The sequence below is a fragment of the Pseudomonas sp. PDM04 genome (assembly GCF_014851765.1).
GTDB lineage: Bacteria > Pseudomonadota > Gammaproteobacteria > Pseudomonadales > Pseudomonadaceae > Aquipseudomonas.
Genome location: NZ_JACVAI010000002.1, coordinates 223775 through 237211, shown reverse-complemented (window position 1 = coordinate 237211; position 13437 = coordinate 223775). Strand labels below are relative to the sequence as shown.

The 13437-nt window shown below is 62.1% G+C and carries 13 protein-coding genes; 6 read left to right on the top strand and 7 right to left on the bottom strand.

The window, feature by feature from the left end; translation table 11 throughout:
- Positions 1 to 62 precede the first annotated feature (62 nt).
- The 3 genes from IB249_RS07850 to IB249_RS07840 all read left to right on the top strand — a co-directional run bounded on the left by IB249_RS07850 (position 63) and on the right by IB249_RS07840 (position 3243).
- Positions 63 to 1526 carry a catalase gene (locus IB249_RS07850; RefSeq protein ID WP_192303292.1) on the top strand — a complete coding sequence of 488 codons (1464 nt, stop codon included), beginning with the start codon at positions 63 to 65 and terminating at the stop codon, positions 1524 to 1526.
- Between the two features lie 75 nt (positions 1527 to 1601).
- A complete protein-coding gene (locus tag IB249_RS07845; protein ID WP_192303290.1) occupies positions 1602 to 2162 on the top strand; it encodes a cysteine hydrolase family protein in 561 nt (186 codons plus the stop codon).
- Between the two features lie 133 nt (positions 2163 to 2295).
- Positions 2296 to 3243, top strand: a complete 948-nt coding sequence (locus tag IB249_RS07840; RefSeq protein ID WP_192303288.1) for a helix-turn-helix domain-containing protein — start codon at positions 2296 to 2298, stop codon at positions 3241 to 3243.
- A 10-nt stretch (positions 3244 to 3253) separates the two neighbouring features.
- On the opposite strand, the gene IB249_RS07835 is transcribed toward IB249_RS07840, so the two are convergent.
- Positions 3254 to 3664: a helix-turn-helix domain-containing protein gene (locus IB249_RS07835; protein WP_192303286.1), complete on the bottom strand. Its 411-nt coding sequence runs from the start codon at positions 3662 to 3664 to the stop codon at positions 3254 to 3256.
- Between the two features lie 213 nt (positions 3665 to 3877).
- Between IB249_RS07835 and IB249_RS07830 the strand changes: the two genes are divergently transcribed.
- Complete coding sequence (locus tag IB249_RS07830) at positions 3878 to 4702, top strand: alpha/beta fold hydrolase (protein WP_192303284.1); 825 nt, start codon at positions 3878 to 3880, stop codon at positions 4700 to 4702.
- Between the two features lie 39 nt (positions 4703 to 4741).
- On the opposite strand, the gene IB249_RS07825 is transcribed toward IB249_RS07830, so the two are convergent.
- The 5 genes from IB249_RS07825 to IB249_RS07805 form a co-directional block, all read right to left on the bottom strand.
- Positions 4742 to 5413 carry a class I SAM-dependent methyltransferase gene (locus IB249_RS07825; protein ID WP_192303282.1) on the bottom strand — a complete coding sequence of 224 codons (672 nt, stop codon included), beginning with the start codon at positions 5411 to 5413 and terminating at the stop codon, positions 4742 to 4744.
- Between the two features lie 214 nt (positions 5414 to 5627).
- The gene (locus IB249_RS07820) at positions 5628 to 5888 is read right to left on the bottom strand and encodes a transmembrane sensor/regulator PpyR (protein WP_192303280.1); all 261 of its coding nucleotides are present in this window, start codon (positions 5886 to 5888) and stop codon (positions 5628 to 5630) included.
- Positions 5889 to 5980: 92 nt separating this feature from the next.
- The gene (locus IB249_RS07815; RefSeq protein ID WP_192303278.1) at positions 5981 to 7186 is read right to left on the bottom strand and encodes an NAD(P)/FAD-dependent oxidoreductase; all 1206 of its coding nucleotides are present in this window, start codon (positions 7184 to 7186) and stop codon (positions 5981 to 5983) included.
- Between the two features lie 232 nt (positions 7187 to 7418).
- Complete coding sequence (locus IB249_RS07810) at positions 7419 to 8069, bottom strand: response regulator transcription factor (RefSeq protein ID WP_225606875.1); 651 nt, start codon at positions 8067 to 8069, stop codon at positions 7419 to 7421.
- Positions 8066 to 9658, bottom strand: coding sequence for a sensor histidine kinase (locus IB249_RS07805; protein WP_192303275.1), 1593 nt, complete (start codon positions 9656 to 9658; stop codon positions 8066 to 8068). The genes IB249_RS07810 and IB249_RS07805 overlap by 4 nt, the downstream gene beginning before the upstream one ends.
- Before the next feature lie 329 nt (positions 9659 to 9987).
- Here IB249_RS07805 and IB249_RS07800 point away from each other — a divergent pair, with 329 nt between their 5' ends.
- Positions 9988 to 10950 carry a LysR family transcriptional regulator gene (locus IB249_RS07800; protein WP_318653493.1) on the top strand — a complete coding sequence of 321 codons (963 nt, stop codon included), beginning with the start codon at positions 9988 to 9990 and terminating at the stop codon, positions 10948 to 10950.
- 27 nt (positions 10951 to 10977) lie between these two features.
- Positions 10978 to 12423: a mechanosensitive ion channel family protein gene (locus tag IB249_RS07795; protein WP_192303273.1), complete on the top strand. Its 1446-nt coding sequence runs from the start codon at positions 10978 to 10980 to the stop codon at positions 12421 to 12423.
- Here IB249_RS07795 and IB249_RS07790 read toward each other — a convergent pair.
- On the bottom strand, positions 12415 to 13434 hold the full coding sequence (locus IB249_RS07790) for a GlxA family transcriptional regulator (protein WP_192303271.1): 1020 nt from the start codon (positions 13432 to 13434) through the stop codon (positions 12415 to 12417). The two genes, IB249_RS07795 and IB249_RS07790, sit on opposite strands and share 9 nt — an antisense overlap.
- Positions 13435 to 13437 lie beyond the last annotated feature (3 nt).

Sequence of the window (13437 nt, the reverse complement as noted above, 5' to 3'; positions counted from 1 at the left end):
CCAGCCTTTGCTGCGGGTGATCGAGACGAGTGGTTGCGCAAGTGCCTCGAGAGGTCGCCCTGATGAACGACAAGAATCTCACCCATGCCACCGGTGCCCCGGTGGTCGACAACCTCAACAGCCAGACCGCCGGGCCGCGTGGGCCGGCGTTGTTGCAGGACATCTGGCTGCTGGAAAAACTGGCTCATTTCGACCGGGAAGTGATTCCCGAACGGCGCATGCATGCCAAGGGTGCGGGCGCTTACGGCACCTTCACCGTCACCGCTGACATCCGTCGCTATTGCAAGGCCAGCCTGTTTGCCGAGGTCGGTAAACAGACGCCGGCCTTCGTGCGTTTTTCCACCGTGGCGGGAGAGCGCGGTGCCGCCGATGCCGAGCGCGATATCCGTGGCTTCGCCGTGAAGCTGTACACCGATGAGGGCAACTGGGACATCGTCGGCAACAACACACCGGTGTTTTTCTTCCGCGACCCTCTGCGGTTTCCCGACCTCAACCACGTGGTCAAGCGCGACCCGCGCACCGGGCTGCGTTCGGCGACCAACAACTGGGATTTCTGGACGCTGCTGCCTGAAGCGTTGCACCAGGTGACGATCGTCATGAGTGACCGGGGCATTCCCGCCAGTTACCGGCACATGCACGGTTTCGGCAGCCATACCTTCAGCCTGATCAACGAGCGCAACGAACGGGTCTGGACCAAGTTTCATTTTGTGTGCCAGCAGGCAATTACCAACCTGAGCGACGGTGAAGCGGCGCAGATGGTCGGCAATGACCGGGAAAGCCACCTGCGTGATCTCTATGAATGCATCGAACGCCAGGAATTTCCAAGCTGGAAGTTGTGCATCCAGACCATGACCGAAGACCAGGCGCGTGCGCATCGGCATAATCCGTTCGACCTGACCAAGGTCTGGCCGCATGCCGATTTCCCGCTTCAGGAAGTGGGTATCCTGCAACTGGAGCGCAATCCCGATAATCATTTCGCCGAAGTCGAACAGGCCGCGTTCTCTCCAGCCAATGTCGTTCCGGGCGTGAGTTTTTCGCCGGACAAGATGCTCCAGGCACGCTTGTTTTCCTATGGCGATGCCCAGCGTTATCGCCTCGGGGTGAACTTCAATCACATCCCGGTCAACGCCCCGCGCTGTCCTTTCCACAGCTATCACCGTGACGGCGCCATGCGCACCGACGGTAACCTGGGCTCGACGTTGTCCTACTACCCCAACAGCTTCGGAGAGTGGCAGGACCATCGGCAGCTGCACGAACCGGCATTGCCGCTCGAAGGCGACGCCGGTCACTGGGATCAGAGCGTTATCGAAGATCACTACGAACAACCCGGCAACCTGTTTCGCCTGATGACCCCGGCTCAACAGCAGTTGCTGTTCGACAACACCGCGCGGGCGATGGGCGATGCATCGGCGATGATCAAGCATCGGCATATCGCCAACTGCTCCAGAGCCGATCCGGCCTACGGTGCCGGTGTGGCCAGAGCGCTGGGCCTGCAAGTGCAGGTGCCAGCCCTGACGAACAATTGAATCCGGGGCGTACGACGGATCGGAAGGACCCGGCCACCGGCCGTCTCATTCGGCAACCTCAGTGGGAGCAAGATCATGAGCACTGGTTCGAACAAGAAGGCCCTGGTGGTCGTTGATATTCAGAACGACTATTTTCCAGGAGGCAGATGGGCACTTTCCAACGTCGAGGCCGCTGCCGCGCAAGCCGCGCGGGTGATTGACCGGTTCCGCGAAAAAGGGGACCTGGTGGTGCACATCCGTCATGAGTTCAAAGACGAAAACGCGCCATTCTTCCGCCCGGGCAGCGAAGGCGCGCAAATCCACGACAGTGCGAGGAACCGCAGCGATGAGCCGGTGGTGCTCAAGCATTACATCAATTCGTTTCGCGAAACCGAACTCAAGGCCATTCTCGACCGGCATGAAATCAACGAAGTGGTGGTGGTCGGCAATATGAGCCACATGTGCGTGGATGGCATGACACGCGCAGCAGTGGACTTCGGCTACACCACCACGGTGCTGCACGATGCCTGCGCGACGCTCGACCTTGAGTTCAACGGGGTCAAGGTGCCCGCCGCGCAAGTGCATGCGGCGTTCATGGCGGCACTGAGTTTCGGTTACGCACCGGTCATTTCCACTTCCGAGTACCTGGAACGTTAAAGCACGGGAGGAGGCGGGCGATGGACGGTCACGGCTGTCCATCACCGGCCGTATTCGTGGTCTATCCTCATTGGCCTGGACTCATCCGGCAAGGAGGCTGCCTGCAACTGTTCGAGATCAGTGAGGTGCGCCGATGCGGCTGGTCTGTCCGGATTTCGATGAATTCGAAGAAGCGTTGTACGGGGTACAGGGCCGCTACGTGCTGCGTACGCGGCAACAGCGTGACTGGCAACTCAACGTGGTCGACCTGAACGGCGTGGCACTGATGAGCGGTCGCGAGGGCGCCGGGACGGTGTACACCGGCATCGGCCTGCCCGGTTACTTCAATATCTTCCTGCCGCTGACCGGCCATGAATTCACGGCCGTGGATGGCCATGCCTTCAATCGTCGACGAATAGGCTGGATGGTGCCCAATGCCATGTTTCACATCAACGCGAAAAGCCCGGCCAGCTGGCTGACGGTGGCGATGTCGTGCGAACGGGTGTTGCGCTGGGCCGCGGTGCGTGAAGATGAATTCGATTTTTCCGTGTTGCATCGCAACATGGTCAGCAATGCCCGGCGTCACCTCGGGCCGCTGTTGTGGCTGGCCCGTCGCCTGTTCCACATCGACGCCAATGCACCTGAAGGTCTGCACGCCGAAAGCGGCGAGGAGGCTGCGCGCCAGGAAGTGATGGATGTGGTGTTCCGCATGCTCTTGCCCGTTGATCCGCTGCCGGCCGCGCCGCGACACCATCGCGATCACAAGGAGATCCTGCGGCGTGCCCTTGAACTGCTGGACACGCTGGAGACCCAGGCCGTTTACATCGAAGACATCTGTCGGGCGACCTGCTCTTCGGAACGCACGGTGCGCAATGTCTTCAATGAATACCTGGGCATGAGCCCGCATCGATACCTGATGATCCGTCGCTTGCATGGCATTCGGAACGCCATCCGTCACGCCGGTCCGCAAGACACGATCACCATGATCTGTGCACGCTTCGGCGTGTGGGATTTCGGTCGGTTCGCCAGCCTGTATCGCCAGTACTTCGGGCTGCTGCCGGCACAATCGCTGAAAGCGGCCAAGGCGTTGACGCACCTCTGAGCGGCCGGGTTCAAAACCGTGAGCGCATCAGGGTGGTGCTGGGGTATTCGCCAAACAGCCGGTGGTAATCGGCTGCCATGCGGCCTGGGTCGGAAAAGCCGAAGCGCAGGGCAATACGATTGACCGTCTCGGTATTCGGGTTGGCAATCGAAAGCGCCGCCCGCACCCGGTGCAGACGGCGTACATGCAAATAGCGATTGGGCCCGATACCGAACACCTCGTTGAAGATCGAGCGCAGCGTGCGTTCGCTGATGTGGGCCTGGCGGCACAGCTCGCAGAGCCGCACCGGTTGTTCGTCGTAACGTTGCAGCAGCTCCAGCACCCTGGCGATATTGGCCCGGCGCTTTGCTCGCTGCCAGCGACCCGGCGCGGCGGCTGGCGCGCAATCTGGACTCGACGGCGGGACCGGGGACTTTTTCATTTCCACCTGCTTTCAGGCTCGGTCAGGTCATCAAGGTTCCCTCCAACGGGGCGGCCGCACTACGTAAAACAGGCAAATTCATCAACGTCGGACACAGGACTGCCATTTACTCATGCCATCTTCCAGCCTGCCGGATTTACGTAGTTCGTCCTGATCGATTTACCCATGCTGTTCAACCTGCGGTCATCGCGAAAGCTCAGGAGTACACAAACCATGAGTACCTTCACCACCAAAGACGGCGTAGACATCTATTACAAGGATTGGGGCAAGGGCCCGGTTGTGGTCTTCAGCCATGGCTGGCCGCTCGATGCCGACAGCTGGGAATCCCAGATGTATCACCTGGCCGCCAACGGCTGTCGCTGTATTGCCCATGACCGACGGGGGCACGGGCGCTCCAGCCAACCGTGGGACGGCAACGACATGGATCACTACGCCGACGACCTGGCGCAATTGCTCGAACACCTGGATGTCAGGGATGCAACCTTGTTCGGGTTTTCCACGGGGGGCGGTGAGGTCGCCCGGTACGTCGGGCGTCACGGGACTGCCCGGGTCAGGCAGGTCGGCCTCATATCGGCGGTGCCGCCCCTGATGGTCAAGACCGAGACCAATCCCGGCGGGCTGCCGGTGTCGGTGTTCGACGAGATTCGCGCAGGGTTGCTGGCTGACCGCTCGCAGCTGTTCATCGACATCCCCAGTGGCCCGTTCTTTGGCTACAACCGCCCGGGCGCCACGCCGTCGCAAGGGGTGATCGATGCCTGGTGGTTGCAGGGCATGCGCGGGGGGCACAAAAACACCTTCGACAGTATCAAGGCGTTTTCCGAAACCGACTTCAGGGACGATCTCGCCAGGTTCGACGTGCCGACCCTGATCATCCACGGTGACGATGATCAGATCGTCCCCATCGACGCCGCCGGCCGTGCGTCGGCAAAGCTGATCAAGCACAGCAAGCTGATCGTCTATGAGGGGGCGCCGCACGGCATTACCGACACGCACAAAGAACGGCTCAATGCCGACTTGCTGGCCTTCGTAAGGTCCTGAGGCGCGGGCGTTCTCCTGACCTGCAGGGCGCGATGGCGTTCATCGTTGTTGTTCGGCCATCAACAACAATGACTGCGGCATGGCGCTTTGCGGGTGTTGCGGTTCCTGCAGGCCGACCAGCCTGAAACCGGCCATGTCCAGCGCATTGATCCAGCTGGACAGGGTGCGCATGTACCAGGGCATGGGTTGCCATTGTCCCTTGAAACCGGCGAAGGTTTCTTCTCGCCAGCCATCCTGGTAATCGCCGTCGGCGGCTACCCATGGGTGCAGCGTCTGGATCACCAGCGTTGCGTCTGGCGTGAGCAGGGCGTTCATGGCCGCGAGCAACGGGATGATGTCCTGGTGCAGCAAGGCGAAATTGGCGCAGATCAGCTCGTAATCACGGCCGACGTCTACGCGGGCTTCCACCAACTGCTCGTACGTTGCCAGGTGTACCGTGGCGGATCCCGCCGCCCTGGCCGCCTCAACCAGCGTGGCGTCGCCGTCCACCCCCACCGCCGTGATGCCGCGGTCGGCCAGCACCCGCAAGAGCCAGCCTTCACCACAGCCGAGGTCGAGTACACGCGCCGGCTGTCGACCCATGATGGCCAGCAGGATGGCCTGGTCGGTGACCTGAATGCGGCTGTCGATGGCGCCGCCGCGCACCGCCTCGATCCAGGCTCGGGCGTTGCGCTGCCAGCTGTGCAGAAGGGCGGCTTCGGGGGTGCTCATGACGATGTCCAATAGCGGGTGTTGAACACAGGATAGGACAGGAATCCTCGCAGGATCGCGGATATCCGTGGGCGCCGAACATCGTGCGCAGGTTCGCTCCCACGGGAGAACGCCCGCGCACAAAAAAAGCCCGCCACAAAAAACGCGTGGCGGGCTTTTGGGAAGTGCCGGTTCAGCAAAGAGCGCGCGAACCGGATGGGCAACAGCCTTTACATCAAGCGGTGGCACCGTTGCCGGCGACGAGCCCTTCCAGGCGCAACCGATTGAAGGACAGCAGACGCATCACGTAGCCCAGCTTGATGGCGGTCGGGCCGAGAATGGTCAAGGCGTGGGCGCAGACCAACTGTGGCAGATTCAGGTAGGCATCCAGTCCGTACGCCAGCATTATCCCGGCGATCAACATGAACAGCCCGCCAACCAGCAACAGATGGGACAACTTCAACACGCGATGCGGATCGTCGAAAAAACCAAACATGTCGAACCCCCTGGTGCTGTACGGTCCAGCACATCGAGTGCGCACGGCCAGGGGCGCGAAGGGCTCCCTGTGCCGTGCGCACGCCTGGCGACTCAGGCCACTGGAATCGACGGGTCGGCCGCTGCCAGTGCCGTGGCACGATCAGCCGCCGGTGGGTAGATCCACACGGTGTTGATCTGGGTCTTGAGGTCCTTGGCTTCTTTCCTGACCAGCTTCACCTGGCGGTCCCAGCCTTCGGTGAATACTGCGCCCCAGGCGCCCAGGTCCAGGCAGGTCACGTACTTGGGCTGGCTGTAAGGAGTCGGTTCGACGCCCAGCAGATCCGCCGCGACGTTGTTGCCGGCATAACGGCCCAGCGCGATGGCGTGCTGGCAGGACATGGCGGCGTAGTTGCCCAGGTCATCGGTGGCGGCGTACGCGGTGTCGCCGGCGGCATAGACGTCGGCATGGCCGAGCACCTTGAGGTTGCCGTCAACGTGCAGGCGACCCTGCGGGTCACGGGTGCCGGTCACTTGTTCGGTGAGCGGGCTGGCGCGGAAGCCCACGGTCCAGATCACGGTGTTGGATTCGATGCGCTGGCCGTCGGCCAGTGTCACGCCGCCGGCGTCCACTGCTGCGACCGAGGCGTTGAGCACCCACTCGACACCCAGGTGTTCCGAGGCTTCGATCAGCGATGGGCCGATACCGTCGCCCAGTGACGCACCCGGGGTTGGGGCACGATCGACCACAATCACGCGGATCGGCGTGTCGTCGCCCAGCGCGGCACGCAGGCGCGCCGGCATTTCGGTAGCGGTTTCGATCCCGGTGAAGCCTCCGCCGCAGACGACGACGGTGTTGCGCGCCGGGGTGCTTGGCTGATTCTTCAATGCCTTGATATGGGCTTCGAGGCGCGCCGCCGATTCGATTTCATCGACGTCGAACGCGTATTCGTTGATGCCTTGCAGGGCGGCTGGGCGAACGAGGCGACTGCCGGCGGCCAGGACCAGTCGGTCATAGCTCAGCGTGCCCTGGGTGCCAAACACGTCGCTGTAGTTGACCTGCTTCTTGTCGGTATCGATGTTGTCGGCGGTGCCCTTGACGAATTTAACGCCCACGGCGTCGAAGAGGTCGCCCAGCGGTGCTGCCATGGTGTGGACGTCGGGTTCGTAGAAACGTGGGCGGATGCGCAGCTCGGCCTGGGGAGCCAGTAGCGTGATCTGCACGTCGTTGCGGTCATGCTTGTCCAACAGACGGGCTGCGCTCAACGCGCTCCAGACGCCACCAAACCCTGCGCCAATAACTAGAATTTGCTGCTTCATTGGAAGACTCCTGAAGAAAAAACGATCGTTTAACGGGTTGTCTGTTCAAGCGTGACCGGGGGCCGGGATGTTCGAAGCCGTGGCTCCCGTGAACAACCGCAGGACGGTTCGATTCGCTGTGATGAGATGCTATCGAGCGGACGCCGTGAGATCACTTCTACATAGGGTCATTGCCGACACGCCTAGGTGTGAGTCGGATAAACCAAAGTATGAGTGCGAGTGGGAGCGACGGTCATTGCGGCTGATCGACCCCGAGTGCCTGGGCCATGCGCACCAGGTCGGCAAACGAACGCGCGAACATCTTGCGCATGGCCTGGCCACGATGGATCTTCACCGTGATTTCGCTCAGGCCGATTTCGCCGGCAATCTGCTTGTTCATCAGCCCGGACGCCGCCAGCGCCATCACCGTTTGCTCCCGTGGCGTGAGGGTCGCATAGCGGCTGCGCAGTTCTTCATTGCCCCGTTCGGACTCTCGGCGATGTTTGTCCCGGGCATGGGCGGCCGATACCGCATCGATCAAGTCCTGTTCCCGGAACGGTTTGGCCAGGAAGTCCACGGCACCGGCCTTCATGGCCCGCACGGTCATGGCGATATCGCCGTGCCCGGTCATGAACACGATGGGCAGGTTGATATTGGCCGCCAGCAATTCATGCTGGAAATCCAGTCCGCTGGTGCCTTGCAAGCGCACATCCAGCACCAGGCAGCTGGGGATGTCGGGGCGGGAGAAGTTCATGAACTCGGCGACGGAGCCAAACAGCTCCACCTGCAAACCGATCGAGCGCAACAGGCTGCCGAGTGCCTCTCGCAGGGGCGCATCATCATCGACGATGAACACCAGGGGGTCATGATTGGCGACTTTGTTCATGGGGTGTTGTTCGTTCATGGGACGTCCATAGAGTGCGTGATCCTTGCATGGTCGTTCGGTGTGGGCCGTTGAGCGCGTGCCCCGCTGCCCAGCACTGGAAGCGAGAATTTGAACGAGGTACCGCGGCCGACGGCGCTGGTGGCCCAGATCTGCCCGTCGTGGAAATTGATGATCGAGCGACAGATCGACAGGCCCATGCCCAGGCCGTTTTCCTTGGTGGTGAAAAACGGGGTGAACAGCGAAGGCAGCACTTCAGGTGCGATGCCCAGGCCCTGATCCGCCACTTCCACCACGGCTGCGCCGCCCACGACCCAGGTCCGTACATACAGCACGCGGTTGCGCGCTTCAGCGCCCGCCATGGCATGGCAGGCATTGATGATCAGATTGATGATGACCTGCTGCAGCTGGACCCTATCCACATTGACTTCGCCCGTCAGGGCCAGGAGTTCGACCTTCAATGTGATTTCGTGATGTGCCAGTTCCTGCCGGACCAGGCCCAGGGTCTCGCTGACGATGTCATTCACCGATTCGCGCTGGCGCAGTGGATCGCTCTTGCGCGACAGCGCCCGGATGCGGCTGATGACATCGCTGGCCCGGCCCGCGCAGGCAATGATCCGGTCGAGCGATTGCAGCGCTTCGGGCAAGTCGGGCTGTGGTCGGTCGAGCCACCGACGGCAGGCCTCGCCACTGCTGGTGATCGCGGTCAGCGGCTGGTTCACCTCATGGGCAATCGATGCGGCCAGCTCGCCCAGAGAGGTCACACGGGTGACATGCGCCAGCTGCGTTTGCGCACAGAACAGCGCCGACTCGGCTTCTTTGCTGGCGGTGATGTCCATCAGCGCGCCGATGTAGTCGTAGCGACCGTGTTGTTCGAGCAGCGGGCTGGCAATCATGTGCACATGCTTGATGCGGCCGTCGGGAAACAGCAGACGGTGTTTGACTTCGATCAGGGTGTCCTGGCGCGCCGCCTTGGCAAACACCTCCTGGACGAGGTGCAGGTCATCGGGGTGCGTGCGTTCCTGGACCCTGTCGCTGGTCGGCAGTTCGCCCAGAGGGTATTCGAAAATTCGCGCCGCTTCCTCAGACCAGGAAATGGCTTTGCCGTCGCCGCGAAAACCGATGCTGCCGGTACGGCTCAGGCGCTGGGCACCGAGCAGGTACAACTCATTGTGGCGCAGGCGCTCGGCGGCATATTTGCTGCGCAGGGCGAGAAAAGTGATGGCCGAGAGCGCCGTCAGGCAGCGGAAAAAACCGGTGGTCGACTCCCAGTGTTGATAACCGCCGTTGTACAGATAGGTCGCGGTCAGCAGCAACATGCACATCAACGCGATGGAGATCACCACGTTGATCGAGAACAGATTGGCGGCCATCAGCAACAGGGTGATGTACAGAATCGTCGGGGCAAGGTCGTTGTGGGTTTCGGAGTTGATCACCACGATTCCGCAGGCCACCACCAACCCGATCACCCACCCCAGGGCGTTGATCCACGGACTGGGGCTGATGCTGATGACGGCGTCGACGATGTTCGGGCTGCGCGAGGGTCTGGCAAAGAGGTTGAAGAAAAAGGGCGACGCTTTGCGCGCACTCGCAGACCGATTGTTTTTCATTATGACCCTGCACATCTGATAGCGGGGGGACGGACATGGGGATCTATCCTACAAAGCAACGGTTCTCATCCGATAGGACATAAATCCCTGAAAAACAGCCATCTGCGTCGAGCCACGCCTCACCGCGGGCGTCCACAGGCCCAACCCCATACTCAGGTATGAAACGCCACACCCATGGATGAATGCGTTGTCCTCAGGTACGACATACGTTTGCCGATCAGCGGCTTAATCTGTTCATACATCGCGCACCGTTGCTCCGGACCATTGAAAGGGGGCGAGGTGGCACGCCAACTTTCCAACTTCTGAGGCCTAATCGCCGGGCGGTTTATATGATGAACAGAAATGACCTGCGTCGTGCTGACATCAATCTGCTGGTGGTCTTCGAGTCGATGATGCACGAGCGCAATGTCAGCCGTGTCGGCGAGAAGCTCTTCCTTGGCCAGCCCACCATCAGCAGTGCGCTGGGGCGCTTGCGCCAGATGTTCGACGATCCGCTGTTCATCCGCTCCGGACGCGTGATGGAGCCCACGTCACGGGCCGAGGAGATCTTTTCCAACCTGGCGCCGGCACTCGATGGCATCGCCGCAGCGCTGAGCCGCTGCCAGGCGTTCAATCCCGAAACCAGCGAGGCGACGTTTCACGTCGGTCTCTCGGACGATGTGGAATACGCGCTGTTGCCCTCCTTGCTGCGTCGCTTGAGGGTCGAGGCGCCCAACATGACCCTGGTGGTGCGCCGCGCGGACCACTGGCAGATGTCGCAACTGCTGACCTCGGGGGAAATTTCCCTGGGCATCAGCCACACCCTGGACCTGCCCGCCAACGCGCGGCGCAAGGGGCTGCTGCCGATTCGTCCGATGCTCTTGCGCGCCGACTCGCAGCCCGGCGAGCTGGGTCTCGACGAGTTCTGCCGGCGTCCTCACGCGGTGGTGTCCTCCATGGGCAATGTCATTGAAGAGGCGGATCGCACGCTGGGCCAGATCGGACGCCAACGCAAAGTGGTGCTGGCGGTGCCGCAGTTCAGCGCCTTGCCGGTGCTGCTGGCCGACAGCGACATGATTGCCATCGTCCCGGACTACGTTGCTCGTTCCATGGCCATGATCGACGGCCTGCGCGCCGAGTTCGTGCCGCTGGATCTGCCGCAGCAGGAACTGTCGATGGTCTGGCGCGGGGCAACGCACAACGATCCGGCCGAGCGCTGGTTGCGCTCGCGGTGCAGTGCCTTTCTGGGTGAGCAGGACGGCGCCTCGGTACGCCAGGTGCCTGTCCGCAGCAGCCTTTCATCCGTCGCCTGAGCGGGCGCCAATGGCCGGGAATAGACCATGCTGATGTTTTTCCAGACTCACCCCTTGATCATCGGTGCGGTTCTGCTGCTGTTGGACTTGTCGCTTTGGCGTTGGCTGGGCGCCGGCCGGCCGGTGTCGCGCATGTTTTCACGCATTGCCGTGTTCGTGGCCTTTTCCTGGGGGCTGATGGCCGCCGGCATCAGCCCGTTGCAGCCGCCGTTGTGGCCGGAAGACGCGATTCTCAACCTGATGGCGACGATGGTGGGGATCGCCTGGTGGCTGTTTGCGGCCAGGACCCTGACGGTGGTGCTGGGCAATGGCCTGACCTCACGCGGCGGGCACACCGCACGCTTGCTGCACGATGTGATGGGCGCGGTGATTTTCCTGTTGGCCATCGTCGGGGCCGCCGCCTACGTCTTGCAGTTGCCGGTCAAGGGGCTGCTGGCGACCTCCGGGGCGATGGCGATCATTGTCGGTCTCGCGTTACAAAGCACGCTGAGCGACGTGTTCTCCGGCATTGTGCTGAATACCACCAAACCCTACGAAGTGGACGACTGGATTGTCATCGATGGCGTCGAGGGCAGGGTGATGGAAATCGACTGGCGCTCGACCCATTTGCTGACCAAGCTGGGCAGCATGGCCGTGGTCCCCAATTCGCTGGCGGCAAAAGCCAAGATCATCAACGTCAGTCGCCCCGGAAATGCCTACGGTGTCAGTGTGCTGATGGCCATTCCCAGCAGCGTGCGCCCGCGACGTGCGATCGATGCCCTGGAAAAAGCCCTGCAGGGCACCCGCGCCTTGCTCCCCGGCTTCACCCCCAAGGTCTCGGTGAAAAGCTCGCACCTGGAATACAACGAGTACGAACTCAAGGGGTTCGTCGAGTCGCTGTCGCATCGGACCGAAGTGCGCAACCTGATGTTCGACCTTGCCCATCGTCACCTCGAGGCGGCGGGTGTCAGCTGGTGCGTGGCGCCGGACGTTCAGGCATGGAGCCGACCCCGGCGTTTGCTGGAAGACGTCCGGGTGTTTCGTTCATTGAGCGTCGACGATCGCGACCGGCTTGCCGAGCACATGACGGCCGTGGACTACCAGGCCAACGAAGTGCTGCTGGCGTTCGATGCCGTGTCCGATTGCCTGATGATCATCAGCACCGGCGTGGTTTCGGTGTCGATCCATGACGGTGAGCGCTTCATCGAGGCCGGGCGCATGGGGCCGGGCGAGGTGCTGGGCGAGGAAGGCATTCTTTCCGAGGGGCGCTCGCGAGGCGAGTTTCGCAGCCTCACCAGTGGACGTCTGTTTCGCATCGAGCGCTGCATGCTGGGCGCGCAACTGGAACACAGCAGCGATCTGCACCTCGCTCTGGATAATCTGGTGCATCAGCGCGAAGAGATCCGCGAGTCCGTGGTGGCGAAAAAACCGGTGCATATCAAGCGCAGCGGTCTTCTGGGCTGGTTGCAGAAAAAGCGCCAGCCGTCAGCGTGAAAACCGGCTGCGATATTCACGCGGCGAAATCGACAGGTGACGGTGGAAGGTGTAGCGCATGCGCTCCTCATCGCCAAACCCGCATAACTGTGCGATCTGATCGATGTTGCGCTCGGAGTCCTCGAGCATCCGCCGCGCCGCTTCCATGCGAAACATCTCCAGGGCCTTGGCTGGCGTGCGTCCGACCTTGCGCTTGTAGACGCGGGAAAAGTTGCGTGGGCTCATCTGCGCCTGGCGGGCCAGCGACTCGACGGTCAGGTTGGCATCACCCAGGTTGGCGCTGATCCACAAGTGCAGATCGTCGAAGCTGCCACCGTCGTCCATCTGCGATTGCAGCAGGTGACTGAACTGTGCCTGACCGCCGGGGCGCTTGAGGTACACCACCAGCTCCCGGGCCACTTCCAGGGCCACGTCGCGACCGCAATCGGCCTCGACCAGCGCCAGCGACATGTCGATGCCGGTGCTGACGCCCGCCGAGGTCCAGACGGCGCCCTGCTGGATGAAAATGGCATCGATATCGACCTCGATCGTCGGGAAACCGCTCTTGAGCATGTCGCACATTGCCCAATGCGTGGCTGCACGCAAGCCTTCGAGCAAACCGGCCTGGGCCATCAGGAACGTGCCGCTGCATACCGACGCCGTACGCCTGGCGTTCACCGCCGCCTGGCGCAACCAGTTGACCAGCGCGACCTCGTCGATCATGGCCTGGCGAATGTTCGGAGCACCCGGCACGATCAGTGTATCCACCGGGCTGTCCGTGAAGTCTTGCAGCGACGTCGTGTGCACCGACAGCCCTTCGGCGGTGGGAATCAACCCGCCTTCGAGGCTCGCGGTGTGCATGGCGTAGCCTGGCAGGCCGCGCTCGGCCATGGCTTTGGAAGCGGCCCAGAACACCGTCTGTGCACCGGTCAGGTCCAGCAGGCCCATTTGCGGGTAGGCCAGGAACACCACGGTGCGGGGGTGGGAGAGGGCGGCGGTCGAACGGTCGAAGTTGGGGGCGATTGAGTTCATGGT

Excerpts from the sequence above, each read along its gene's own strand:
- IB249_RS07850 (WP_192303292.1), top strand. The coding sequence starts at position 63 with ATGAACGACAAGAATCTCACCCATGCCACCGGTGCCCCGGTGGTCGAC.
- IB249_RS07845 (WP_192303290.1), top strand. The coding sequence starts at position 1,602 with ATGAGCACTGGTTCGAACAAGAAGGCCCTGGTGGTCGTTGATATTCAG.
- IB249_RS07840 (WP_192303288.1), top strand. The coding sequence starts at position 2,296 with ATGCGGCTGGTCTGTCCGGATTTCGATGAATTCGAAGAAGCGTTGTAC.
- IB249_RS07835 (WP_192303286.1), bottom strand. The coding sequence starts at position 3,664 with ATGAAAAAGTCCCCGGTCCCGCCGTCGAGTCCAGATTGCGCGCCAGCC.
- IB249_RS07830 (WP_192303284.1), top strand. The coding sequence starts at position 3,878 with ATGAGTACCTTCACCACCAAAGACGGCGTAGACATCTATTACAAGGAT.
- IB249_RS07825 (WP_192303282.1), bottom strand. The coding sequence starts at position 5,413 with ATGAGCACCCCCGAAGCCGCCCTTCTGCACAGCTGGCAGCGCAACGCC.
- IB249_RS07820 (WP_192303280.1), bottom strand. The coding sequence starts at position 5,888 with ATGTTTGGTTTTTTCGACGATCCGCATCGCGTGTTGAAGTTGTCCCAT.
- IB249_RS07815 (WP_192303278.1), bottom strand. The coding sequence starts at position 7,186 with ATGAAGCAGCAAATTCTAGTTATTGGCGCAGGGTTTGGTGGCGTCTGG.
- IB249_RS07810 (WP_225606875.1), bottom strand. The coding sequence starts at position 8,069 with ATGAACGAACAACACCCCATGAACAAAGTCGCCAATCATGACCCCCTG.
- IB249_RS07805 (WP_192303275.1), bottom strand. The coding sequence starts at position 9,658 with ATGAAAAACAATCGGTCTGCGAGTGCGCGCAAAGCGTCGCCCTTTTTC.
- IB249_RS07800 (WP_318653493.1), top strand. The coding sequence starts at position 9,988 with ATGATGAACAGAAATGACCTGCGTCGTGCTGACATCAATCTGCTGGTG.
- IB249_RS07795 (WP_192303273.1), top strand. The coding sequence starts at position 10,978 with ATGCTGATGTTTTTCCAGACTCACCCCTTGATCATCGGTGCGGTTCTG.
- IB249_RS07790 (WP_192303271.1), bottom strand. The coding sequence starts at position 13,434 with ATGAACTCAATCGCCCCCAACTTCGACCGTTCGACCGCCGCCCTCTCC.